Source organism: Paenibacillus sp. SER-28, from assembly GCF_052906305.1.
In genome coordinates this window covers 366345-390587 of the sequence record NZ_JBRECM010000001.1, presented here as the reverse complement: position 1 = coordinate 390587, position 24243 = coordinate 366345, and the positions used below count along the sequence as shown (strand labels likewise).

The window sequence follows — 24243 nt, the reverse complement described above, 5'->3', positions numbered from 1 at the left end:
GAACTTACAAACCAAGCTTAGAAGAATATTGTAAAAAAGCCGTATTCCTTATGCTACTTATATTACTTCTTTTTTACAATAGTTTTAAAGAAGGAGTAATCTATTCGTTTTTATGCACCTGATAATTCACACCTAACTTACATCTAAACACCTAAGACCATAGTTATATATTTTTTGTTTGTTTTTGGGCAAATATGACTATTCAACCGTCTGTTAATTATGTAAAATAGGTCTAACCTACTTTTTAGTAAATCATGGATTACTTCCCTTTCACATTCTTGTCCCTTGAATTCAGCTGAAATATACATAGAATCCGAACATTTTCAGTCTTTTCTTCAAGCAAGGAAAGGAACACAAGTAGATCATGGCGTGTCAAGTATCTATTGGACAAGCGGCCTACTTCAAGCAGGGAATTCGTCTGATTTTATTACCATCATGTGAGAGGAGATTTTTCATGAAGAGTTTTAATCGTTCCATTGGCGCGAAATTACGAATTATGTTTTTGCTGATTCAGCTCTTTGCGTCCCTTTTGTTCAGCATCAGTTTCTATGCAATATCCATGAGTATCATTAATAACAGTGTCATGCCTCAGGTAGACCAATTGCTAGAAATTGGAGCTAAAAATGTGTATCAGGATCTCAATATTTCCTTAGCTGTTCAGGCTGGGCAAGGAAGCGGTTCTGATTCCGGCTCCGCTATACAGATGGAATCCTATCTTCAGGACAAGGTCGATACCCTCAAATTAGAATCGGCATATATCGCGGTAGTGAAGGATGATAAAGCCGAAGTCGTCGCACGAAATGTAAAATCAGTATACAAGGTTAAGGATGCACTCATTCCTGTTGAGGATATTAAAAAAGCAAAACAAGGCGAGATGAATATCAGTGAAATTTACAGCGATTCATATGGAGTACACAAAACCGCCTTCTTTGCTATATCAGGTAGTAATCTAGTTCTGGGTGTGAACGAAGACGTCGGATTTGTACAAGAAAAATCCCAACAAATTCTATGGATTTGCATAGGTATTACAGTGGCAACGCTCCTGCTGGGCGGCATTATTTCTACCCTCGTGATACGTAAAGTTGTAGAACCCATTGCTGAATTGGTTCGTCATAGCCAAAAAATTGCTCAAGGTGATCTTTCACAAGAAGCCAAGGTTCATGGAGTTAATGAAATTGCCCAACTTGCCCGCAGCTTCCAATCCATGTCTCATAACTTGAAAGAAATGATCGGCCATGTGCTTTCTACATCCGGTGCGGTTGTTGCAGGATCGGACGAGCTACTTCGTCGGACTGAGGCTATGAGTGTAAAAGTGCAGGATTCTACAGTTGCCGCAGAGGAAGTAGCAAAGGGCAGTACCAGCATAGCTACTGCTGCTGCTGAAAATGCACAGGCTATGGAGGAAATCGCTCAAGGTGTTCAGCACATTGCCTCCTCTGCCAATGATGTATCCGATCAAATCAGTGAAGCGACAAAAGAAACAGTTAACGGTAATACGCTCGCTCAAAAGGCTGTAGCTCAAATGTCACAGGTAGGACATGCTGCCGATGAATCGCTTCGATACATCCATAGTATGAATGAGCGCTCAGAAGCCATTGGCAGTATCGTTTCGGCTATCTTCGATATTACGAAGCAAATTCAAATGTTGTCCCTGAATGCCTCCATTGAAGCCGCCCGTGCGGGCGAACATGGACGGGGCTTTGCCGTAGTAGCTGGAGAAGTACGCAAGCTTGCCGAGCAATCTAAAGAAGCCACACAAGAAATTTCCGACTATTTGGTTACCATTCAAGAAGTATCGCAACAATCTGTGGACTCTGTGACCCAAGTGAGCCGTGAAATTCATTCGGGAACGGAAATGGTTCAACAAGCGAGCTCAGCCTTTAACCAGCTAAGTGAGCTTATGCAAAAGATCAATGCTACGATTCAAACGGTATCTGCAGCAACGGAGCAGGTATCCGCCAGCTCGGAGGAAGTATCTGCTTCCGTGGAAGAGACAGCTCTCATCGCAGCCAATGCACAGCATATGATTCAAGAAATCGGTTTAAATGCCGATGAGCAACTGAATGAAATGGAAAGCCACAGCGATGTTGTTCGCCAATTAAGCAAACAAGCAACCGAACTGCAAAAGGCTGTCCAAAAATTTAAAATTACGTAAGCCGATACAATACAAAGAGGTATCTCACAGTCTTGAAAATGGCTGTAGAGATACCTCTTTATTTTTTAAAAGCGATTTTAATAATCATCCATGAAGTTTATGAATCCATTCCCATAATACGATAAATTTGCTCCATATCTAAATGAGCCCGGACCACCTCTGCGACACGGTCAAACTCTCGTTCCTTGGCTTCACGTACAGTAAAAGTGCTCTCTAAAGGTGCCAAGCCCTTGGCTTGTCGCAATCCATCCAGCCAGCAACGGCGAAAACGGTCATTATCAAACACACCGTGCAAATAGGTTCCCCATACTTTACCGTCTGTCGTACCCCAGCCTTCCTCAAAAGCTGCTTCTTCGCCACGCCGGATACGGAATAACCTTTTCATTTCGCTTAGCTTAAAAGTTATATCTGTAGGTGCGTATGGTTCCGTAACATACTCCGTAACGCCCATATGTATTTCATAACCTTCAATGCTTGGCTTGGAGGCAGAACCCGAATCAGGCACAGTGCTAAGCAAAAGCGGGCAATGATTAGACAGGGTTCCCTGTACGCGTACGGTTTGCTTTTCCTTTAAAAAGGTCGTGGATAGAGCAAGCCAACCTAACCCTTCTGCCTGCTGCGGCAACCCAGATTCGACGGCTTCGGGATCAAATAGTGCGGTACCCAGCATCTGATAACCTCCACAAATGCCAACTAGCTGTGTGCGTCCGGTATTCATAGCCTGCCGAATGTCTTTCTCCAGACCTCTCTCACGCAATTCCAGCAGGTCTCCAATAGTGTCTTTGGTCCCCGGTAAGATAATGGCGTCTGGTACGCCCAACTGTCCAGCTTCAGTGACATAACGAACGCTCACATCCGGCTCTGCGGCCAGAGCATCCGTGTCGGTAAAATTGGAAATCCGCGGATATCGTATCACCGCAATATCCAGTTCTTTATCCTTTGCAGATTGTTTGGGCTTCTTATCCAGTACTACCGAATCCTCTGCTTCAATGCGAATGTCTGGCAGATAGGGCAATACACCGAGTACAGGAATGCCTGTCCGTTCTTCCAGCCAGTCTAATCCTGGTTGAAGCAGAGACAGATCGCCTCTGAATTTGTTAATGATAAATCCGCGGATACGCTGTACTTCATGGGGTTCCAGTAATTCGATAGTTCCTACGAGAGAGGCAAAAACTCCGCCCCGGTCGATATCTGAAATAAGCAACACTGGAGCATCCGCCCAACCTGCCAGATTCATATTTACGATATCGCGGTCCTTCAAATTAATCTCTGCCGGGCTGCCTGCCCCTTCCATAAGGACAATATCATAGGTATCACGCAACCGATTCAGAGCATCCATAACGGTCTGTTTGGCTTTTGGCAAAAAATCCTTCCGGTAATCGGAGGCGCTCATATAGGCATAAGGTACACCGTGTACAACAATTTGTGAGTGCATATCTTTGACCGGCTTAATCAGAATCGGATTCATGTCAGTTGTGGCCTCAATACCGCAGGCCTCAGCCTGCACCCCCTGAGCGCGTCCTATTTCCTTGCCGTCCTCGGTAACATAAGAGTTTAACGCCATATTTTGCGACTTAAACGGTGCGGGACGATATCCGTCCTGCGTAAAAATACGGCAAAGCGCAGTCGTCACCACGCTTTTGCCAACATCCGACGCTGTTCCTTGAAGCATTAATACGGCTGCCGGGTTCGTGCAGGACGGTTCGAAAGTTGACAATTGCCTCTTCCCCTTTAACGAATTCATTTCAAATCTGGTCACAACCCGTACAAAATGACAATAAACAACAATAAAACAGCCTCCAGCAATTCGTTTAAAGTTCCGTATATATCTCCTGTAAGTCCACCCAAGCGGCGGTTAATACGGTTTGCCGTGAAGGTTCCAACACCGTAAGCCAAGACCGGAAGCAACACAAAACCTAGCGAGATTGGAAGGCTCTCAGAATATGAAAGGAACGTCTGTAAGTAGGATCCTGCCAACGACAGATTCCCAGTCCCCCTTGTTGCTGTAGCCAAATCTGCCAGAAGATATTGTCCTACGGCAGCACTTAGGGTCACTAATACTGCCCAGAATACGGCCAACCCTACGCGGCCACCACTCATATCAGCAAAACGCGCAGCCAGCCCATCATCATTACGGGCTTTAGGCCAGCGTTTCATTGCATGTACCATAAACCAGCGGCTCCAAACCATCGGAAGCAGCAGCAAGCCAGACACATTCCGTTCAACCAGCACCGTATACAGCAAAGAAGCCTTGAGCATAAGTAGCAGCACACAAGCAATAACGCCCATTGCTCCTACACGGCTATCCTTCATAATCTCCAGCATCCGCTCACGGGATCGGTAGCTGAATAAGGCATCAGCCGCATCCATCCACCCGTCCAAATGCAATCCGCCCGTCAACCAAACCCAGATAACAAGCGTAAGAATCGCACACGGCAACGGTGGCAATACCATAGAAGTAAGCGCCGCAAAGCCCCAGACAATGATGCCAATAACCACTCCCACCAGCGGATAATAACTTGCACTGCGTTTAAGCAAATCCGGGGAAAAATCTATTTCCGCCTTCACCGGAAGACGCGTTAAAAATTGAAAAGCCGCAGCAACAGCCTGACGTTCGCGGCTCATAGCTTATATTCCAACTGTTTGAGTTCTACGGGAATGCCACCCGTCACCAAAAATACTTCATCACAAAGACGGGCAATCCGCTGATTCATAAACCCACTCAAATCCCGATACAGCCGACCCAGCGGATATTCGGGCACAATACCGTCACCAACCTCGTTGGTTACGATGACGAGCTGCCCTGGATACTGCTCCACAGCTGCCGCCAGTTCATTAATGGCAGCTCTGGACGCAGCTTCGCCGTCCTCGCCTGCGGCCAGCAGTACGTTCGACAGCCACAGGGTCAGGCAGTCGACCAGCACCATAGGCGCGGGCTGCGACGCTTGATCGCCACCAAGCCGCTGCAGCAGCTCCGGCAGCGCCTGCGCTTCCTCCAGCGTCTGCCAGTCGTACCCAGCAGACTCGCGCTGGACCCGATGAAGGGCGATGCGCTCCTTCATCTCCATGTCATAGGCTTGCGCCGTTGCAATGTAGCAGGCGCGCGAAGCGCGCGACATGCATAATCGCTCGGCAAAGTCGCTTTTGCCGCTGCGTGCCCCGCCGGTCACGAGCGCTTTCATCGCTGCGCGGCTCCCTGACCGTCCGATACGCCTGCATCGGCAAAGGTCGCCATTTCGCGCATGATGCGGCACGCCGCATCAATCAGGTGCAAGCTAAGCGCACCGCCTGTGCCCTCCCCGAGCCGCATGTCCAAATAAAGCATGGGCTCCAGCTTGAGCTGGCGGAGCACCGCCTCGTGCCCGCGCTCGTCCGAGGCGTGCGAAGCGAGCATGTACGCAGCGCTTGCAGGCGCAAGTGCACGCGCTGCGAGGGCAGCTGCGCCTGAAATAAAGCCGTCCAACACGACTGGACAGCGATGTGCGGCTGCGCCGAGGATGACTCCTGCCAAGGCGGCAATCTCCAGACCGCCGACCTTAGTGAGCACGTCGAGCGCATCATTTGCATCTGGCTGGTTCACGTCCAATGCGCGGCAGACAACCGATATTTTACGGGTAAGTCCAGCCATATCTACACCCGTCCCCCGGCCTACGATAACTTCCGGCTCTAGCCCGGTAAGAGCACATACGACCGCAGCGCTGGCTGTCGTATTCCCGATGCCCAGCTCCCCGGTAACGAATAGCCGTGTGCCACCTTTGACCGCTTCTGCTACGGCTTCAGCTCCGGCCAAAACCGCCTGTTCCGCTTCCGTACGCAGCATTGCAGGCCCTTTAGCTATATTCGAAGTACCCAGGCGTACCTTACGGTCCACCAGATTCGCGTGAGCGACATCCGCATTCACGCCAACATCTACCACCTTGACATCTGCGCCCGCATGGCGTGCCAGCACATTAATTGCCGCGCCACCTGACAGCATGTTATACAGCATTTGCTGTGTAACCTCAGCCGGAAAGGCACTGACTCCCTCTTCACACACCCCGTGATCCGCAGCCATGACCATAACCGTTTTACGATCAAATTCAGGCTTGTCCACTCCTGTAATTCCTGCTAGCTTGATGGCCACACTTTCCAACTTTCCAAGACTTCCCGGTGGCTTTGTTAATTGGTCCAAATGGGCTGAAGCTGCCGAGGCCGCCACCCCATCCGGCTGGACAATGCTATCGATCAGCTGACGCAGCTTGTTGTTCATATCTTCCACTCCCTGCTCTTTTTAAGTGTGTTTCATCGTTTATTTAATCCGCTGGATCCGAAGCACTTCTGCGCAGCAAGAGCTGCGGCACACCGCTATCAGGATGCGGAAGCATCACAGGCTCAACACCGTATACTCGTCGAATCCGATCCTCGGTTAATAACTTCGATGAAGCTCCCAATCCTTCAACCATTCCATCCTTGAGTACAAGCAAATCTTCGCAAAATTGGGCTGTCAAGTTAAGATCATGCAAGACTGCAATGATCGTCACACCCGTTTCTTGGCGCCAATCTGCCAGCAGTTCCATAAATTCAAGCTGATAGCGCAAGTCCAGATAGGTCGTAGGCTCGTCCAGCAGCAATATTCGTGGCTCCTGCACCATTACTTTTGCCAAAGCTACACGCTGTCGCTGTCCCCCACTCAAGCGGTCCAATGCTCTGTCCGCCAACGTGGCAAGACCCAATCGCTCCAGCACGCGATCCGTGATCGCCTCCACATCAACACCCTTTTCCCTGCCTAACCAGTCCTGATGAGGAAAACGTCCCATTTCTACGACTTCCCTGACGGTGTATCCCACTGGAGGAAGCCCTTCCTGTTGGAGTACGGCTATGAGTCGGGAAAGCTCTTTTCTGCTGTAGCTACCGACCTTTTTGCCATAGATATGAACGTTTCCCGAAGTTGGCTGATCTACACCCGAAAGCAGATGCAGCAAGGTCGATTTTCCACTGCCGTTCGGACCAATAATCCCCCACCAAGTTCCTTCGTCGACGCTCCAGCTTATATTCTTTAACGCATGGAATTCTCCATAGGCACGTGTCAGACCCGCTACCTCTAATGCCCGATCACGCACTTTCTGTGATTCACTTTGTTCTGTCACAGCAGTTCCCCCCTGCGCAGCTTCTTGTTCCGATACAGGAGATATGCGAAGAACGGTGCCCCAACAAAGGCCGTCATCACGCCCAGAGGAATTTCCGTGGGGGATAACAACGTGCGAGCCGCCGTATCCGCCCAAGCCATAAAAATGGCTCCACCGAGCGCAGATAATGGAACAATCATCCGGTAATCAGGACCTGTCACCAGACGAATGATATGCGGTACAACAAGTCCCACAAAGCCAATCACTCCACATACCGAGACAGCGGCAGCTGTCAGCAGCGTGGAAATGATCAGGACAGATAGCTTCGTCGCATCTACATGAACTCCCATGTGAGCCGCCTGACGTTCACCCAAAGCCAAAATATTCAGCACACGTGCCCGGTTCCATAGAAATACCAGTCCTATGACCACATAAGGTAAAAGGATTCCTGTATATGACCAACCGCGCAGACTAAGACTTCCCATCGTCCAGTACAATATTTCATTGACCGTCTCCTTCGACATGGCTGTCAGAAAGGAAACAACTGCTCCTAGAAAGGATTGCATCACCACACCCGACAAAATGAGACTTTGTGTCGGAATTTTTCCACCTTCCCGTGCCAACGTTAGCACCATCCACAGCGTCAGCATTCCGGTCGTAAATGCCACTAGCGGCAGCGTCCATATGCCAACAAATGAAAATTGAAGGCCCCAATAGATCAGTACTGCCGCTCCTACCGAAGCCCCCGAGGATACCCCCAGTGTATACGGATCAGCCAAAGGATTACGCAGCACACCCTGAAATCCGGCTCCCGCCAGCGCCAGCGCTGCTCCTACCAACATTCCCAGTAACACTCGTGGCAATCTGACCTTCAAAATAATCTGCTCTGAGGATGTATTCCAATCCGGTGTAAACGTATCGCCTAACCACGGAAGGTGGTTAACCAGAATGCCCGTGATCTGGCTGACCGGAAGCTTGGCCGAGCCGATGCCAAGACAGAGCAGCAGCGTCAGCAACAGCAGGACAAGACCTGTCCCTCCAAAGCCGATCAGTTTACGGTTCATTTGAAAATTTCAGGATACACGCCCTTGGCCACTTCCTTGAGACCTTCCGTTACGCGTGGACCCGGACGACTGATCAAATTATCATCCACGGCAAACACCCGGTTATGGCGAACAGCCGATATTTGATCCCATCCACTGCGAGCTTTAATGATTTCGCCGAGCGTCTGGCCAGTTTTGTCGTCCTTGACACTTTTGCTGTACAAAATCACGTCAGGGTTCGCAGCAATAATATTTTCTTCACTAATTTGGTACCACCCCTTCTGCGTGGCACCTACATTTTCGCCGCCCGCCAACGTAATCAGCTCGTCCATAAACTCGCCTTTACCAACTGTCCAGCCTGGTGAAAACTCGACGTATACCCGCAGCTTCTGCCCTTTACCGATATTTTTAACTCCTTCTTTCACTTCCGCTACATCTGCCCTCATCTTGTCAGTCACCGCTCTCGCATCTTTCTGATGATCGGTGATTTTTCCATACAATTCGATGTTAGCTATGACATCTTCAACTGTCTTCGGTTCCGTTTTAAAAATCATAATTCCCATGTCGCGCAGCTTGGTCGTAGCCTGTTCACTAAGTGATATCCCTGCAAAAACGACTTCCGGGTTAGCAGCAATGATCGCCTCTTCGTTCGGTTTCATAATACCGCCCACTTTAGGCTTTTTCGTAGCTGCTGCCGGGTAATCAGAGTAGTCGGAGACGCCAACTATTTCCTTATCCAGCCCGATGGCGAACAGCGCCTCGGTTTCTGCCGGGGAGACGGAAACGATTTTATCCGGCGCTTTTTTGAATGTAAATTCCTGTCCTGTTGCATCCTTAACTGTGAGTGGGTAAACTGTTTTGCCCGGAGGCTCTTGTGCGGTTACGGTCTTTCCTGGCTGCTGTGCAGAAGTCTGATTCTCTTTATTTTCAGCATTTTTTCCATTAGAGCCACATGCACTCAGCACAACTGCCAAAATCGGAACCAATAGACCTGTTGTCCAAACCTTTATTTTTTTTCCTGCCATGATTTGCACCCCTTCATAAAAAAATCGTTAAGAGCGTTACTTGAGCATCATCAGATATCTTCTAAATCCAGCCTTCTTTTCCTATCAAAAAAACCCCGCATCCTCATATTAGGACACAGGGGTCACGTTAGCGCAGATTGTGCGCAGGCGGCAGCTTCTTTCCGCACGGACAGTCACTGCGAACACGTCATCCTTTCCTCGAAGGATTATGGTGACAGGCGGACGGGCAGGTATCCTGACTTATGGTAAGATGCATGTCCTGAAATTCCTTCATATGCTTAGTAGCACATAAAGCAGGACTAACCGGCATGTTTCCATTTACAGTGGCGGGACCGCGCCGGACTTACACCGACTTCCCTTTTAACAGCGCAGGCAAGGGAAACCATAGTTTCATCACACTGCGCCGACCTCGTCTGCTGGATATTTGATGTAGTGGTAGTCAAGCCGTTCTTTTACTTGATGATTATAGGTTAAAATGAGGCGGCTTACAACCCAAACAGCCTCTTTACCCGCTGGTGTCTAACCTAATGAGGGAGCATTTCCGCTATGTAATTGTGCGGTCCTGCCAGCCTCAATTGAATCCTAAATGCTTCTCCCGGCTTCGGATTCAGACTCCAAAAATCATGGCCCGGTATCAGCATGCAAGCTAACTGACGAATTACGCCACCATGCGTAACGACCAAAACAGAGGGCGGCGCAGCAGTCAAATCCATGGGTTGAACTTCCATAGCAACACGCCATTCATACAGAGAGTCAAGAAATTTCCGCAAACGATTCACAAAATCTGTCCAAGACTCTCCTCCAGGAGGGGTTATCCGTTGCGGCTCATCAATCCAAGCGCGATACAACGACACATCCTTGAGCATGTCATACGTTTTTCCATCCCACTCGCCAAAATGAAGCTCTCGCAGACGTGGTTCCATCATAGGAGACATAGTAGATAGGGAACCTCCAGACGTCAATTCTGACTCCGGCACAATGATCTGCAAGGTCTGGCGACATCGCCTTAAATCGCTGCAATAGATTCGAGCAAAGGACTGCCCCTGCAATTCTTCTTGCAAAGGCTTTAATTCCTGTTCTGCTCCTGGTAGCAAACCTAAGTCGGAGTGTCCCATATATCGACGTTCCTTATTCCATAAGGTTGTGCCGTGACGAACTAACACGAGTTCCATGTCCCAATGCAGATCTTCTTTAGCATCATATGGCACCTTATCCTCCTGTGAGTTCGGACTTTGTACGTATTCTACCGTCCTTTTTGCTGCTATATCTTGCTTCAAGATCATGTCACTTCCTGCTCGATCATTATTCAGTGTGTCACGCCTCACCCTCACCGCACCCATCCCAAGGCAAAACAACCTGCGGCTCCTAACAAACACAATCCTACGAACATACTGGACACGGCGAACATCAGCTGGATTGTATGCCGTATATCTTTCGACTCTAGCGGTCGTATCCAATCGCCCATGTATGCACGAAAAGAGCGTACGCCATGATACACATTATAGCCTCCAAGACGAATCCCCAGTGCTCCAGCAACAGCTGATTCCGGGAAGCCACTGTTCGGGCTTGGGTGCAGACGAGCGTCTCGCTTGACTGTGCGCCAGCTTCTCGCAGCATCTCGCTTGTACATCCACGCCGCTACGACAAGCATTGCCGCTGTCAGGCGTGCCGGAATGTAGTTAGCCACATCATCTAGACGTGCTGAAGCCCAGCCTAAATGCAGATACTTTTCATTTTTATAGCCAACCATGGAATCGAGCGTATTCACAGCACGATAAGCCAGCGCCAAGGGTGCTCCTCCGATCAGGGCATAAAAAAGCGGGGAAATAATCGCGTCCACGATATTTTCAGCGACCGTTTCAACCGTACCACGTACAATCTCAGGCTCATCAAGCTGTTGCGTATCCCGCCCGACAATCATGCCCAGCTCCCGCCGTGCCGCTGCCAGATCATCCGCCTGCAACGCTCGGTATACGGCCATTCCTGCATCCTTTAGTCCTTTGGAAGCAATCGTGGTCGCAATCAGCACCATTTCTGCGCCGACAGACAACCACGGATGAATCCAGGCAAGCAAGTGCAACAGCGCCCAGGCGAGCGCAAAGGAGCCTCCCGCCACAATGAGCGGAAGCAGTATACCCGCACGTTTCAGCCCCCGATCACTGCGGACCTGGCGACGAATCGCTTTTTCCAATGCTGAAATGGCATGTCCCATCCCGATGACTGGATGCGGCAACCACCTCGGATCACCGATCAGCCTGTCCAAAAGGTAGGCTGCCAGGATAATCAAGCTAACTGTCACGCCGCTGCTCCTCCTCCAGCACTTCACCCAATACAGACAGCAGCCTGTCGTTGGCTTCTGCATCCTTGACCGCAATGCGAAAATGGCTCGTCGTCAGTCCCGGATACATAGCACAGCTACGTATAAGAATTCCGCGTTGTCCAAGCGCCTGCTGAATAGCCGATGCGCTCCACGTACCCGGCGCCCTTGCCAGCACGTAATTGGCTTCACCGGGAACGACACCGCAGCCCCATTCCGCCAAGGCGGTCAACAGGCGGTTGCGCTCCGCAGCAATCAGCTCCTGTGTTTGGCGCTCATATGCTTGCCCACTTCTCAAACACGCCTCCCCAGCCAGCAACGCCAATCCATTCACACTCCAGGTCACCTGTTTGGCCGTCATTCGCCGGATATAGTCCGGATGAGCAATCGCATAGCCCAATCGCAAGCCAGGAATGGCATAAAATTTGGTCATTGACCGGATCAAAATCACATGAGGATAGCGATCCAGCACAGGCAGCAGTGAGATTCGCCGTTCCAGCGGAATAAAATCAATGAATGCTTCATCCACCACCAGCACGGTACCCGTTGTGCCAGCCGCCTCTGCCAGCTCGCACAGCTCCTGCTCACTATATTGTACGCCATTTGGATTATTCGGCTGTCCGAGGAACAAAACATCTACCTGCTCCATGAGCTGAAGGATGTCCTCCACGTCCGCCTTCCATTGAAGCGAGGCCTTCCCATACACCCGGTTGACCTCGGCTCCGAATTTGCCAGCCAGCTCGGCATATTCCGAAAAACACGGCTCCACTGTACCCACACGCTTAGGAGCTAGTCCCAATAGTAGGAGCGCCATGCTTTCAGCCGCTCCGTTTCCGATACTTAGCGACTCCGGTGGAACATGCAGTCGCCGTGCGAGCATATTTTTAAAATTCCGATGCCCAGGGTCTGGATAGCGAATCACAGTGTCAAATGAGTGTTGCAGCGCCTCAAGCACCTCTGGCGGTGGACCAAGCGGATTAATATTTGCACTAAAATCTACAAAATCCGCAGCAGCTCCGCCAAAAGTCGCGGCAGCTGTCTCCCTGTCTCCGCCATGACCGTAAACCTCTATCATTGCCTCTCATCCTTTCCGCCCGTTTCCAATCATTTAGCTCCATTATGAGGCTGCTTTTTGCGTCCCGTCAATGCAAATGAGCTTTTGTACATGGCTCACTTGGGTTACAATAGAAGGAGGCACACATAAATTACACAGTTTATATACGGAGGAATGGACATGCTGTTCATCGACAACCAGGGGATACACGATCCAGCCATTAATCTTGCTATTGAGGAATACGCGCTCAAGCATTTACCGCTGGACGACAGCTATTTGCTGTTTTACATTAATCAGCCTTCTATTATTATAGGCAAGCATCAAAACACTATTGAAGAAATCAACGCCGAGTTTGTTAGGGACAACAATATTCAAGTCGTTCGTCGCCTGTCCGGCGGTGGGGCTGTATATCATGATCTCGGTAATTTAAATTTCAGCTTCATTACTAAGGATAACGGGGAGTCCTTTCATAATTTCCTCAAATTTACGCAACCTGTGATTGACGCCCTGCGCCAAATGGGAGTAGAAGCTGAAATGACAGGCCGCAACGATCTACAGGTCGGAGAACGTAAAATTTCAGGAAACGCCCAATTTGCCACACGCGGACGTATGTTCAGCCACGGTACATTGATGTTCAACCTGAATCTGGATAATGTGGCTGCATCGTTGCATGCCAATCCCGAAAAGTTTAAATCCAAAAGCACAAAATCCGTCCGCAGTCGCGTGGCTAACATCAGCGAACTGATGGACCGTGAGATGACCATAGAGCAATTTCGCGAGGAACTGCTACGTTCCATATTCGGAGCAGAATTGGATCAGGTGCCTCAATATAAGCTCACCGATGCCGACTGGGCCAAAATCCATGAAATATCCAAAGAACGCTACCAATCGTGGGATTGGAACTACGGTCTATCCCCCGAGAGCAATATCAAGCACACACGTAAATTTCCGGTCGGTATTATTGATATCCGCATGGATCTTAAGGAAGGCTACATCCGTGATATTAAAATCTATGGGGATTTCTTTGGTGTGGGTGACGTTGCTGATATTGAAAATATCCTGCGCGGCAAGCGTTATGATGAAGGTGAGGTACGTCAAGCCTTATCCTCTCTCGATTTGAAGCACTATTTTGGTAATATTGAGCTGGACGATTTTGTTGGACTTGTATTTTTGGAAGACTAACCGTTACTTTTTCCCATCGTTTCAAGCCAATACTTCAGTGGTTATATGGGGACAGGCTCTTATGGGAGCTGTCCCCTTTTCATTGCGATATTGTCATTTTGAATATTATAAGATACAATTTTAGCATTGCCCCATGATAGAGATAAAGGAGAGAATACCGATATGTATAAATTAATTGCCATTGATATTGATGATACACTCATTAACGACCAGAAAGAAGTCACACCAGCGACACAACAGGCATTAGAAGCTGCTGTAGCAAAAGGTGTGGTGGTTACCCTCGCTACTGGACGAGCTTATGCCTCTGCACACAAAATTGCTCGCCAGACGGGTTTGAACGTGCCGATCATTACGTACCAAGGAGCTTTGGTTAAAAACCTGCTGGACGAAAACGTGCTGTATGAGCGTTATGTTCCACTCGTGGCTGCACGTCGTCTGTTTGAATTCTGCGTGGAACGCAATCTGCATCTGCAAACGTATATTGATGACAAATTGTACACACGTGAAGATAATCAGAAAATCAAAGATTACACGGAGCTGAACAACACGGAATATTTTGTAGAGCCTGTATTCAGTAAAGTTATAGAGCAGCCGGCTCCTAAATTGCTGATTATCGACGAGCCTGAAGTGTTGGATGAATTAATTCCTGAACTTCGCGAACTGCTTGGCAATGAAGTTCACATTACAAAATCCAAGCCTCATTTTCTGGAAATTATGCATCATGAAGGCACTAAGGGCCATGCGCTTACCTTCCTTGCAAATCATTTTGGCTGTGAACTGTCGGAAACAATTGCTATCGGTGACTCTTGGAACGACCACGAGATGCTTGAATGCGCTGGTCTCGGCATAGCGATGGAGAATGCCATTCCCGATTTGAAAAAGCTGGCTGATTACATCACTCGCAGCAATAACGAAGACGGTGTTAAGCACGCCATCGACAAATTCGTACTCAACGTTGAATAAAGTAAAAAGTGACTGTTCCCATAATACTTAAATGAAGTAGTACAACAACAAAGCCTCCAAACGTCGCATGTTCAGTAACATACGACAGTTTGGAGGCCTTTTCTGTCAGATCATATAATAACCTGCCTCCCTTTAAAATATCAGGCAGCAGAACGTACCTTACGCCTGTTCACCAGACGGATAATTCCATTGTTCATAAGGATTAATCCGGTCACAATGAGCAGCACCCCAGCCAGCATCCACCAGCTTACATGCTCTCCATACAACAACGCTCCCAAGCCCACCGCAATCGGCGGTGATATATACAGCCACGTCGTCGGAAACAGGGGATTTGTACGCTCCATGAGCCAGTAGAACAGTGTATGTGCAATCATCGAACCAAACAGGATCAGATAAAGTAAAGACCCCATGGCAGGAAGGTACTGCCACCCCTCAGAACTCCACGGTTCCGTGATCGCAGACAGTAACAGCAGCATCCATCCCCCATGGATCATTTGCGCCGCATTCAGGGCAATCGGGTTCGTTTCACGAAATACATCCATCACTCGCTTGGAATACAGAGCTCCCCCGGAATAACACAGCTCCCCCAGCAAAATGACAAGGCATCCCGCCAGCCACAGACCACTGATCTGAACCGCCAATCCGGGCAGCACAACCAGCACCACACCAAGAAAGCTGATCATGCAGCCAACGACCGTAATCCGTGACGTTTTTTGCCGTAGCAGTACAGATTGCAAAATGACGATCATCATCGGCCCGGTAGCTGACAAAATAGCTCCGATCCCGGAGCTGACATATTGCTCTGCCCAATACAAAGCTGAAAATGTACCGAAGGTCGTTCCTGCTCCAATCAGCAACATTTCCTTCCGCCATAATAACGACCATCGTACTTTTCCGGTCAGCTTCATAGCAATGAACAATATCGCCCCTGCCGCGAAAAAACGTACCCCTGCCGATAGGAATGGCGGAAGTCCGGCTTCCACTCCCACTTTTATGGCCAAAAACGTTGTGCCAAAAATAAGACACATTACTGTAAACGCGATACCTATCATGATACGTCCCTCTCCCTTCAGTTGCTTTTAAGCATACAGGGAGACGAACAGAACAGATGTATAACTACAGAACAGTTGTATACGTTTTTGAAGTGCTATATAGTACAATACACAGAAAGGAGCGTGGATAGCATGGTTAAGAACAACAGCGAACTACTCTTTGCAGCCGATCATGCCTTAAAGCTGTATGAGCAGGTTATCCATTATGTAACTGTGCGGATTGATCGCGGGGATTGGCAAACAGACATGAAGCTGCCGTCCGTACGAAGCTTGGCTCAGGAGCTGGGTGTACATCGGCTAACTGTTTTCCGGGCATATCAGGAGTTGAAGCAACGGGGACTGGTCTATGTAAAGGACAAATCAGGATATTACGTTCATGCTTCCCAAGCGACTGGGCATGCAAAATATGCTGGCTACTCGGGACATTCGTCCATTGACCTCACGATTCACTCCGAATCTGCCCATGCGGCAGATGATCCGTCAGTTTCAGCCTGGAGAGGAATGGATGGACTTAGCCGTGTTCAATCCGTAAATACGAATTTCCAGTTTTCCAAAGCGCTGATTGACCCCTCTCTCCTGCCCAACCGATTTTGGGGAGAGCTAATGATGCAGGTATTTGAAAAGCATCCGAAAGTAGCGGCCACCTATTCCGCTGTGCAAGGTGATGCCGAGCTTCGGGAGGCCATGGCGCAGCATTTTAGCGTGGATAAGCATTTTGCTTTATCACCGGATGAAGTGCTGATTACCTCCGGAGCACAGCAAGCCATTGATTTAATTGGCCGATCTCTGCTCCGTACAGGAGACCGTGTATTGATCGAACGCCCTGCCTATGGCCCCGCTATGGAAATATTCCGTAGACTAGGCGCGCGTCTGACTATGACTGATATTCGACCAGAAGGTTATGATATGGACCAGATTGAGTGGTGTATGAAAACGGAAAAACCACGCCTCTTTTATATGAATCCAACATTCCACAACCCGACGGGCTTTACGGTCCCCGATGAGCAGCGCAAACGACTGCCTGAACTAGCCGAGCGCTATGGCTGCCTCATTGTTGAGGATGACAGCACCTATGACATTAGCTTTGGGCAAAAGCCCCCTTCTCCGATTTTCGCCTATGATGTTTCGGGAAGCGTCGTCTACATTCGAAGTTACAGTAAATATGTCGCACCCGGTCTACGAATCGCAGCCGTGACCTGCCGACCACAGCTCATGAACAGCCTGCTGAACGTCAAAGCGTTAGTGGACAATGGATCGCCACTGCTGAATCAAAAGCTGTTTTTAGAATACTTTCAATCTCCACGTATGCAGCAGCATATTAAAAAGCTATGTATCGCGCTCCAGATTCGTAAAGAAACGATGGAAGACAGTCTCCGCGACTCCGGTTGGACATGGACCAGCCCGGCAGGGGGACTCAACCTGTGGCTCCAGCTGCCTTCTACGTTGAAACCTAATGAATTACTTGCCAAAAGTTTACAAGAGTCTGTATCCTTTGTCCCCGGCAATGTATTTGATCCCTTCGGCGCAGAGGGTAAAACGCATGTACGGCTGTCCTATTCATACGCCAACGAGCTACAAATCAAAGAAGGAATCTCCACACTTCTACGTATCAGTCAAACGATGTAAAGGTAAGGTCACCTTTATTCTAACGGCAAACTCATGCCGGTGTGTGCCAAGCTAATCCCTTCCAGAAGCCCATAGTTGCGTGTGACATCTACATCATGGGACATATGTGTAAACACTGTACTTTCGGGTTTAAGCCTTCCTATAAGCTCCTGAGCCTCCAGCATGTCATATACGGAACGGGTGGCATACTCGGCCTCCTCATGATAAAAACTCGTTCCCAGGACGAGCAAATTCAGATTGTGCAAGGGCAGAATTTCCGCCTCATTCAATCCAATCGAATCCGAACAGTAAGCCCACGAGAAACCGTCCTTTTCCAGACGATAAGCGTAGGCATATCCGTTCTTCCCGTGATTCACACGCCATCCCCGGATATTCCATCCGCCAAGTTGGGCTCCCTGGTCTACTGGAATAAGATCCAAGTTTCCAGAGAGCCAGGAAAATTGACGCAAGATCGTGTCGATCACTTCCTGTGGCGCGTACAAGCGACCTCTGTTCCCAGTCCAGCGACAGGCATCTGCCCATTCTGGTAATCCTCCAATATGGTCAAAATGTGCATGTGTTACAAGGATCGTAGGGATAAAACGCAGACCGCGCAATTCTAGCTGTCTGCGCCAGTCCGGGCCACAATCAATCATAAAGTCCTCCGTCTCGCTTTCGATCAGCACAGACGATCTCAATCTTACATTCGCCCCTGTCGTGCGAGCTTCTGTGCATACGAGACAATCACAATATACACGCGGAACCCCCATTGCATCCCCCGTGCCAAGAAAAATAAGCCGATTCATGGTTTAACTCCTATCTACCTGGGTCTTTTTACTACTATTATAACGAACAGACCGATTCTGCGTAAATCACCTGCGTAAATCCTTCCAGCGTCCAACGCCAAAAGGAGCATGCCCAAAGCCGTGAAATCCGGCTAGACATCCCCTCATGCGTGATCGTATTTATTTTCAAATAATGATAGGCATTGGATCTTCCTTCAGGCGGTTTTCCACCATCCAGCTGGACTGGTCATTATAGAGATAGGCTCGATGCACCAACACTCGCACCTGCTGACCAGGTTCCAGCGTAGACTTCTCCAGCGAGCGGTATGTCATGAGACGATGATCCCCTACCTGTACTTCAACCATCCACTCACTTCCACGAAAATGCAAATGCTTCACTGTGCCTTCCTCGGTCGCCGACAGAAGCGTAAATTCCTCGCTTGGCCCGACATCAATATACTCTGGACGGATCAAGGCACGTGTTCCCAGTCCAGCAGCTTCTTCGAAGCCTCTGAGACTGCCTGCCTGTTCAATCACCGTAGATTCCCCAATAAAGGAAGCCACGAACGGAGTACCCGGTTTTTTATAAATATCCCAAGGTGTTCCCTTCTGCTCCAGTCGTCCCTGATTAATCACCATAATTTCATCCGCTACTTCAATCGCCTCATCCTGATCATGGGTGACAAAAATTGAAGTAATACCCACCCGCTCAATCAACTCTCGCAGCCAGGTGCGCAGCTCCTGACGAATCTTGGCATCAATAGCTGCAAAAGGCTCATCCAACAGCAGCAATTGAGGCTCTGGTGCCAAAGCACGCGCAAAGGCAACCCGCTGGCGCTGTCCACCTGACAACTGATGCGGATAACGATGCTCAAATCCTTTGAGCCCCGTTAGTTCGACCAACTCTGTGACCCGTTCCTTGATGCGGGTTTTGGAGCTTTTTTTCACTTTCAGGCCAAAGGCAATATTGTCGTAGACGCTCATGTGCTTGAACAAAGCATAGTTTTGAAATACAAATCCGATTCCACGTTCCTGCGGTGACAGCTCGTTTACCCTTTTTCCATGAAAATGAATTTCTCCCGCATCCGGTTGCTCCAGACCCGCCAAAATGCGAAGAATGGAGGTTTTCCCCCCACCACTTGGACCGAGTAAGCCAATAAGATGGCCCGCCTGAATATCAAAAGATACGTCCTTTACTGCATGAAAATTACCGAAATGCTTGTTTAATCCTCTTACTTCCACATGCATATCCGTACACTTCCTTTCCGCTTCTGGACCTGTTCAGGAACAGCAGCAGCCTTGCTTCCCGCAAAGCACGTACCTCATTTGAAATCATTTAATTATTCCAATGTATATACTATGTTTTTTCTTATGTGATACTTTATCAAAGGAAAGTAATTTTCGTCAACTATATATTATATTAGGAATTAAAAGGGTAAAGTATTAGGAAGAAAGGAGATGGAGTTATTGTTGCATACTTTAGAATTATCCACTACACGGCGAGATGAAATGCGCGATATTACACGAGAGGTTGCTTCATTGATCGAAAAAAGCGGGGTACAACAAGGAACCGCACTTGTTTATTGTCCACACACGACGGCCGGCATCGCCATTAATGAAAATGCAGACCCAGACGTCAAACATGATGTGATATTAAGACTAGATGAAGTTTATCCGTGGGAGCATCCCCAATATCGCCATATGGAGGGAAATACGGCTTCCCACCTAAAATCCATTACGACAGGCCCCTCACAAACGATCATCATCCATGATGGAAAGCTGTTGCTCGGACGATGGCAGGGACTTTATTTTTGTGAATTCGACGGACCACGCAGACGCCAATACCATGTAAAGATCATGAAAGGCTGACGGGCCGGGTAAAAAAACAGACCATGATGTTTTCCTGCTGGATGCATCATCGTCTGTTAAATTCTCAGTCGCTTTCGCAAAGTACCGTAATGATAAGTCACCGTCATGAAGTGCATACACCCAGAAAAGCGCCCTACATGTTCATGGCTGAAGTGTGTGAATGCAGGTACGCTCATAGGTGTCTGCACAGCAGCTTTACATGTGCTAAAGCAGCGGGCCTAATTTCTTCAAATGTTAAACCGTCCTGAATATAAAATGATACAAAGCCATGCATCGATAAAAACAGACTTTTCGGTACCCTAGAGCAATATTCCTCCGAATGCCCCTGACCACTCAATTCTTGACGGATCATGGACGCAAATAGTTCCACACAACGGTTTTGCTCTGTGCGACAGTATGCAAATAGTTCTTCATCGTGCATCATGAACATAATTTCGTATTGATATGGATTTTCCAAACCAAAACGGATAAATTCCAGCATCAAGTACTCCAACCTGCTCAAGCCATCATCAGGCGTACCTGTTGCTGCTTGCAGTAGAATCCCACGCAATGTATTAAAATCTTCAATTACAATGGCATAGAACAGTTCAGCCTTCTCTTTAAAATGATAATATAACGAACCATGACTGTAACCCAGATGCTGGCCAATGCTGCGCATTGAAATCGCACGGTAGCCCTTGGTAATAAACAAGTGCCTGGCCGCTTCCAGAATCCGCCCTCTTGACAACTCCTGTTCTACTGCTCTTCTAGCCATATTATTTATTCCCCTTCAATAAAGTAAAGCTGCTCTCCCTCCGACACAAGCGATTGCCCCTGCGTCAAGTCTGTTATCCAGTTGCTGAAGGATTCCGCATCACCAGCCAGCGGCAGACAGGTTAAGGTAACTTTATCCGTAAACATTGTTTCTCCAGTGCGGATGCTGCGATTGCGTAATTCATTTTCCACTTTGCCCAACCAGGTATAATCCAATTCTACAAAAACTTCGCGATGCAGCACACGTGTAATTGCATCCCCTGCCTCGATTGCTGCAACAGCACCATCTGAATACGCGCGAATCAGACCGCCTGCTCCCAACAAAATCCCACCAAAGTAACGGGTAACAACAATAGCGACATTTTTTAGCTTCTGGTTGCGGATCACCTCTAAAATAGGCTTTCCAGCCGTACCACTCGGTTCTCCGTCATCCGATTGCTTTTGGATTTCGTCTCTTTCACCAATCATGTAAGCAGAACAATTATGGGTAGCATTCCAATGCTCTTTTTTGATGCGCTCTATGAAAGCAACTGCTTCTTCCTCAGTTTGAACAGGCTGAATATGGCCGATAAAACGGGATTTTCGGATCACAATTTCCTTGTTGCCGGCACCGCGTACGGTTCGGTATTGTTCCAACATACACGTATAACCTTCCTTACTTCATTTTACAAGAAAGCAGTCCCCCGCTTCTGGCAGCTGGTGAACTGCTTTCCTGTACTTTAATTGATGCTATACACTATAACACTTCTGACCGAAATCCTGTTTCGCATCAGAGATTACAGCACTCTTATTCAGACAATCTCGCTTCAAGCTCAGCTTTTTCTTTTTCGAAGCCTGGTTTGCCGAGCAGCGCAAACATGTTCTTCTTGTAAGCTTCTACGCCCGGTTGATCGAACGGATTTACACCCAACAGGTAGCCGCTGATGCCGCAAGCTTTTTCGAAGAAATAAGCAAGATAGCCGAAAGAGTAAGGGCTTAAGTCAGGAATATTTACAATCAAGTTCGGTACTTGTCCGTCTGTGTGAGCCAGCAATGTACCTTGGAATGCTTTTTTGTTTACAAAATCCACAGTTTTGCCTGCCAGGAAATTCAGCCCGTCCAGATCATCCTCATCTGCTTCGATGGTGATGTGACTTGGTACATTTTCTACTTGGATTACCGTTTCGAAAATGTTGCGGCTGCCTTCCTGAATGAATTGTCCCATGGAATGCAGGTCTGTCGAGAAATCAACAGAAGCAGGATAAATGCCTTTGTAATCCTTGCCTTCGCTTTCTCCGTACAACTGTTTCCACCACTCAGATACAAAATGAAGAGACGGCTCATAGTTTACGAGAATTTCAATTGCTTTACCTTTGCGGTACAAAGCGTTACGAACGGCTGCATATTGATAAGCTTCGTTCTCAGCTACATTCGGGTTGCTGTACTCTTTGGAAGCGTCTGCCGCCCCCTGCATCATTTCCTCGATGTTAATGCCTGCAGTAGCAATCGGCAACAAGCCTACGGCTGTCAGCACGGAGTAACGACCACCCACATCATCAGGAATAATGAAGGATTCGTAGCCTTCTTCGTTAGCCAGTTTTTTCAAAGCGCCACGTTCTTTATCCGTCGTTGCATAAATACGCTTGCGCGCTTCTTCTTTACCATATTTTTTCTCCAGAGCTGCACGGAATACGCGGAATGCGATCGCTGGCTCTGTTGTCGTACCTGATTTGGAAATGACGTTCACAGAGAAGTCTTTACCTTCAATCAGTTCCAACAGATGATTGACATATGTAGAGCTGATGTTATTACCAGCAAAATAGATAGCTGGACCCTTGCGTTGATCTTTAGGTAGCGCATTGTAGAAAGAATGCGACAGCATTTCGATCGCAGCACGTGCTCCAAGGTAAGAACCGCCGATACCGATTACGATCAGTACTTCGGAATCACTTTGAATTTTAGCAGCAGCCTTTTGGATGCGCGCAAACTCTTCTTTATCATAATTGGTAGGCAGGTCAATCCAACCCAAGAAATCGGAACCTACACCGGTTTGGTTGTGCAGTTGCTCATGAGCCAGCTTGATGGGCTCTGCAAAATAATCAATTTCGTGCTGACCTACAAAGGAGAGCGCTTTAGTGTAATCAAAATTAACTTTTTTAGACATGTTTGGAACCTCCTGTTTGGTATTACTAAGACCATGAATACGAACATAAGGACTTAGGAATAGGATACTTTAATTTGCGGGACCTGACAAGCTTGCGTTACCTGTGTATCCTGTGCTTGACAGCCCCTCCTGTAGATAGGGTAGCATGCCCATGCTACAATTAACTGAGATCAACCTGTTTTATATTCATTTCAAGCCGAACTCGCAATCTGCATCGGACGGCAACTTCCAACAAGAAAGGTGATTAGCAATGAAAAATATCGGATTTATCGGACTGGGCACCATGGGCGCCCCGATGGCATCCAATCTGCTAAAGCAGGGATTCGGAGTCACAGTTTATAATCGTACCGCTTCGCGCTGCGAACCACTGGCAGAGCAAGGTGCACGTACAGCTTCAACTCCTCGTGAAGCAGCTGAAGGTCAGCACTTGGTCATTACCATGGTCAGCGATGATCACTCCATTCGTGACATCTATTACGGCGATGACGGCGTGTTTGCCGGACTTACGGCTGGCATGGCCGTGATGGACAACAGTACGATTTCACCTGAACTGGTCAAGCAACTGGCCGCCGAAGCGGACAAGCTGGGCTGCTCTTTCATTGATGCACCCGTAACAGGCAGTAAGCCTGCTGCTGTAGACGGTACACTTGTGTTCATGGTTGGCGGTAATGCAGAAGCCATTGCGGCACAATCAGATGTTTTTGATACCCTGGGCAAAAAGGTACTTCATATGGGACCTAATGGCAGCGGGGCCGTAGCCAAGCTCGCTCATAATACGATGGTGGGTATTCATAACCTCGCTCTGGCTGAAGGCTTTGCTATCGCGGCTAAATCCGGCATCCCGGCAGACAGCTTCCTTGAATTGGTACAACTCGGATCAGCAGGCAGCAAGGCCGCTGACCTGAAAGGGCGCAAAATCATTGAACATGATTTTAGCAACCAGTTCTCACTCGCCTTGATGCTTAAGGACTTGAAACTTGCTTCCTCACTAACAGACAGCCTGTCCATCCCTGCACCTATGTTATCCATTGCCAAAAGCCTGTTTCAAGCCGGGCAAACACAAGGCTACGGCGATGAAGACCTATCCGCTGTCGTGAAGACATACGAAGCATGGATTGGCCACACCATTGGTGGTCAACCTCTCGAATAAGCTGCACCTTTCTTTGTAACCATACGGCTGTGCTTGTGTCAT

Annotated in this window: 22 protein-coding genes and 1 riboswitch; of the genes, 6 read left to right on the top strand and 16 right to left on the bottom strand. The window is 48.4% G+C overall.

All coding sequences use genetic code 11. The features are described from left to right. Nucleotides 1-454: 454 nt before the first annotated feature. Nucleotides 455-2155, top strand: a complete 1701-nt coding sequence (locus tag ACUYLD_RS01820; protein ID WP_446674307.1) for a methyl-accepting chemotaxis protein — start codon at nucleotides 455-457, stop codon at nucleotides 2153-2155. A 97-nt stretch (nucleotides 2156-2252) separates the two neighbouring features. Here ACUYLD_RS01820 and ACUYLD_RS01815 read toward each other — a convergent pair whose 3' ends face one another. From ACUYLD_RS01815 to cobD, 10 genes are all read right to left on the bottom strand, one after another. After that, a complete protein-coding gene (locus tag ACUYLD_RS01815) occupies nucleotides 2253-3872 on the bottom strand; it encodes a cobyric acid synthase (RefSeq protein ID WP_250267811.1) in 1620 nt (539 codons plus the stop codon). A gap of 38 nt (nucleotides 3873-3910) precedes the next feature. Continuing rightward, nucleotides 3911-4780: an adenosylcobinamide-GDP ribazoletransferase gene (cobS, locus tag ACUYLD_RS01810; RefSeq protein ID WP_250267809.1), complete on the bottom strand. Its 870-nt coding sequence runs from the start codon at nucleotides 4778-4780 to the stop codon at nucleotides 3911-3913. Further along, a complete protein-coding gene (cobU, locus tag ACUYLD_RS01805; RefSeq protein ID WP_446674306.1) occupies nucleotides 4777-5337 on the bottom strand; it encodes a bifunctional adenosylcobinamide kinase/adenosylcobinamide-phosphate guanylyltransferase in 561 nt (186 codons plus the stop codon). Before cobU ends, cobS begins: the two co-directional genes overlap by 4 nt. Beyond that, nucleotides 5334-6404, bottom strand: coding sequence for a nicotinate-nucleotide--dimethylbenzimidazole phosphoribosyltransferase (gene cobT, locus ACUYLD_RS01800; protein ID WP_446674305.1), 1071 nt, complete (start codon nucleotides 6402-6404; stop codon nucleotides 5334-5336). Before cobT ends, cobU begins: the two co-directional genes overlap by 4 nt. Before the next feature lie 43 nt (nucleotides 6405-6447). Then, entirely contained in the window at nucleotides 6448-7281 is an 834-nt protein-coding gene (locus ACUYLD_RS01795; protein WP_446674304.1) for an ABC transporter ATP-binding protein, read from the bottom strand. After that, nucleotides 7278-8324: a FecCD family ABC transporter permease gene (locus ACUYLD_RS01790; RefSeq protein WP_069291418.1), complete on the bottom strand. Its 1047-nt coding sequence runs from the start codon at nucleotides 8322-8324 to the stop codon at nucleotides 7278-7280. The genes ACUYLD_RS01795 and ACUYLD_RS01790 overlap by 4 nt, the downstream gene beginning before the upstream one ends. Continuing rightward, nucleotides 8321-9328 carry an ABC transporter substrate-binding protein gene (locus ACUYLD_RS01785; RefSeq protein WP_446674303.1) on the bottom strand — a complete coding sequence of 336 codons (1008 nt, stop codon included), beginning with the start codon at nucleotides 9326-9328 and terminating at the stop codon, nucleotides 8321-8323. The genes ACUYLD_RS01790 and ACUYLD_RS01785 overlap by 4 nt, the downstream gene beginning before the upstream one ends. A 208-nt stretch (nucleotides 9329-9536) precedes the next feature. After that, nucleotides 9537-9730, bottom strand: a riboswitch (cobalamin riboswitch). A gap of 122 nt (nucleotides 9731-9852) precedes the next feature. After that, entirely contained in the window at nucleotides 9853-10611 is a 759-nt protein-coding gene (locus ACUYLD_RS01780) for a histidine phosphatase family protein (RefSeq protein WP_446674302.1), read from the bottom strand. Between the two features lie 44 nt (nucleotides 10612-10655). Next, nucleotides 10656-11627 carry an adenosylcobinamide-phosphate synthase CbiB gene (cbiB, locus tag ACUYLD_RS01775; protein ID WP_254326488.1) on the bottom strand — a complete coding sequence of 324 codons (972 nt, stop codon included), beginning with the start codon at nucleotides 11625-11627 and terminating at the stop codon, nucleotides 10656-10658. Further along, nucleotides 11617-12720, bottom strand: a complete 1104-nt coding sequence (gene cobD / locus ACUYLD_RS01770) for a threonine-phosphate decarboxylase CobD (protein ID WP_069291415.1) — start codon at nucleotides 12718-12720, stop codon at nucleotides 11617-11619. Before cobD ends, cbiB begins: the two co-directional genes overlap by 11 nt. 159 nt (nucleotides 12721-12879) lie before the next feature. Here cobD and ACUYLD_RS01765 point away from each other — a divergent pair, with 159 nt between their 5' ends. Then, a complete protein-coding gene (locus ACUYLD_RS01765) occupies nucleotides 12880-13881 on the top strand; it encodes a lipoate--protein ligase (protein ID WP_069292091.1) in 1002 nt (333 codons plus the stop codon). A 162-nt stretch (nucleotides 13882-14043) separates the two neighbouring features. Continuing rightward, the gene (locus tag ACUYLD_RS01760) at nucleotides 14044-14844 is read left to right on the top strand and encodes a Cof-type HAD-IIB family hydrolase (RefSeq protein WP_061829546.1); all 801 of its coding nucleotides are present in this window, start codon (nucleotides 14044-14046) and stop codon (nucleotides 14842-14844) included. A 140-nt stretch (nucleotides 14845-14984) separates the two neighbouring features. On the opposite strand, the gene ACUYLD_RS01755 is transcribed toward ACUYLD_RS01760, so the two are convergent. Beyond that, nucleotides 14985-15896, bottom strand: a complete 912-nt coding sequence (locus ACUYLD_RS01755; protein WP_013309297.1) for a DMT family transporter — start codon at nucleotides 15894-15896, stop codon at nucleotides 14985-14987. Nucleotides 15897-16028: 132 nt separating this feature from the next. Between ACUYLD_RS01755 and ACUYLD_RS01750 the strand changes: the two genes are divergently transcribed. Then, nucleotides 16029-17522, top strand: a complete 1494-nt coding sequence (locus tag ACUYLD_RS01750; RefSeq protein ID WP_446674301.1) for an aminotransferase-like domain-containing protein — start codon at nucleotides 16029-16031, stop codon at nucleotides 17520-17522. 14 nt (nucleotides 17523-17536) lie between these two features. On the opposite strand, the gene ACUYLD_RS01745 is transcribed toward ACUYLD_RS01750, so the two are convergent. Together ACUYLD_RS01745 and ACUYLD_RS01740 are read right to left on the bottom strand one after the other, a co-directional pair. Further along, the gene (locus ACUYLD_RS01745) at nucleotides 17537-18307 is read right to left on the bottom strand and encodes an MBL fold metallo-hydrolase (protein WP_023987639.1); all 771 of its coding nucleotides are present in this window, start codon (nucleotides 18305-18307) and stop codon (nucleotides 17537-17539) included. Nucleotides 18308-18472: 165 nt separating this feature from the next. Further along, nucleotides 18473-19534 (bottom strand): sulfate/molybdate ABC transporter ATP-binding protein, encoded by a 1062-nt coding sequence (locus ACUYLD_RS01740; RefSeq protein ID WP_103047598.1) that lies wholly within the window; start codon nucleotides 19532-19534, stop codon nucleotides 18473-18475. A 219-nt stretch (nucleotides 19535-19753) separates the two neighbouring features. Here ACUYLD_RS01740 and ACUYLD_RS01735 point away from each other — a divergent pair, with 219 nt between their 5' ends. Beyond that, complete coding sequence (locus tag ACUYLD_RS01735; RefSeq protein WP_061829625.1) at nucleotides 19754-20155, top strand: secondary thiamine-phosphate synthase enzyme YjbQ; 402 nt, start codon at nucleotides 19754-19756, stop codon at nucleotides 20153-20155. Between the two features lie 172 nt (nucleotides 20156-20327). On the opposite strand, the gene ACUYLD_RS01730 is transcribed toward ACUYLD_RS01735, so the two are convergent. The 3 genes from ACUYLD_RS01730 to ACUYLD_RS01720 all read right to left on the bottom strand — a co-directional run bounded on the left by ACUYLD_RS01730 (nucleotide 20328) and on the right by ACUYLD_RS01720 (nucleotide 23051). Next, nucleotides 20328-20909 (bottom strand): TetR/AcrR family transcriptional regulator, encoded by a 582-nt coding sequence (locus tag ACUYLD_RS01730; RefSeq protein WP_061829550.1) that lies wholly within the window; start codon nucleotides 20907-20909, stop codon nucleotides 20328-20330. A 5-nt stretch (nucleotides 20910-20914) separates the two neighbouring features. Further along, nucleotides 20915-21547, bottom strand: a complete 633-nt coding sequence (locus tag ACUYLD_RS01725) for a YigZ family protein (RefSeq protein WP_029516377.1) — start codon at nucleotides 21545-21547, stop codon at nucleotides 20915-20917. A 148-nt stretch (nucleotides 21548-21695) separates the two neighbouring features. Then, nucleotides 21696-23051 (bottom strand): glucose-6-phosphate isomerase, encoded by a 1356-nt coding sequence (locus ACUYLD_RS01720; protein ID WP_061829551.1) that lies wholly within the window; start codon nucleotides 23049-23051, stop codon nucleotides 21696-21698. Nucleotides 23052-23301: 250 nt separating this feature from the next. Between ACUYLD_RS01720 and ACUYLD_RS01715 the strand changes: the two genes are divergently transcribed. Beyond that, nucleotides 23302-24201, top strand: a complete 900-nt coding sequence (locus tag ACUYLD_RS01715) for an NAD(P)-dependent oxidoreductase (protein ID WP_446674300.1) — start codon at nucleotides 23302-23304, stop codon at nucleotides 24199-24201. Nucleotides 24202-24243 lie beyond the last annotated feature (42 nt).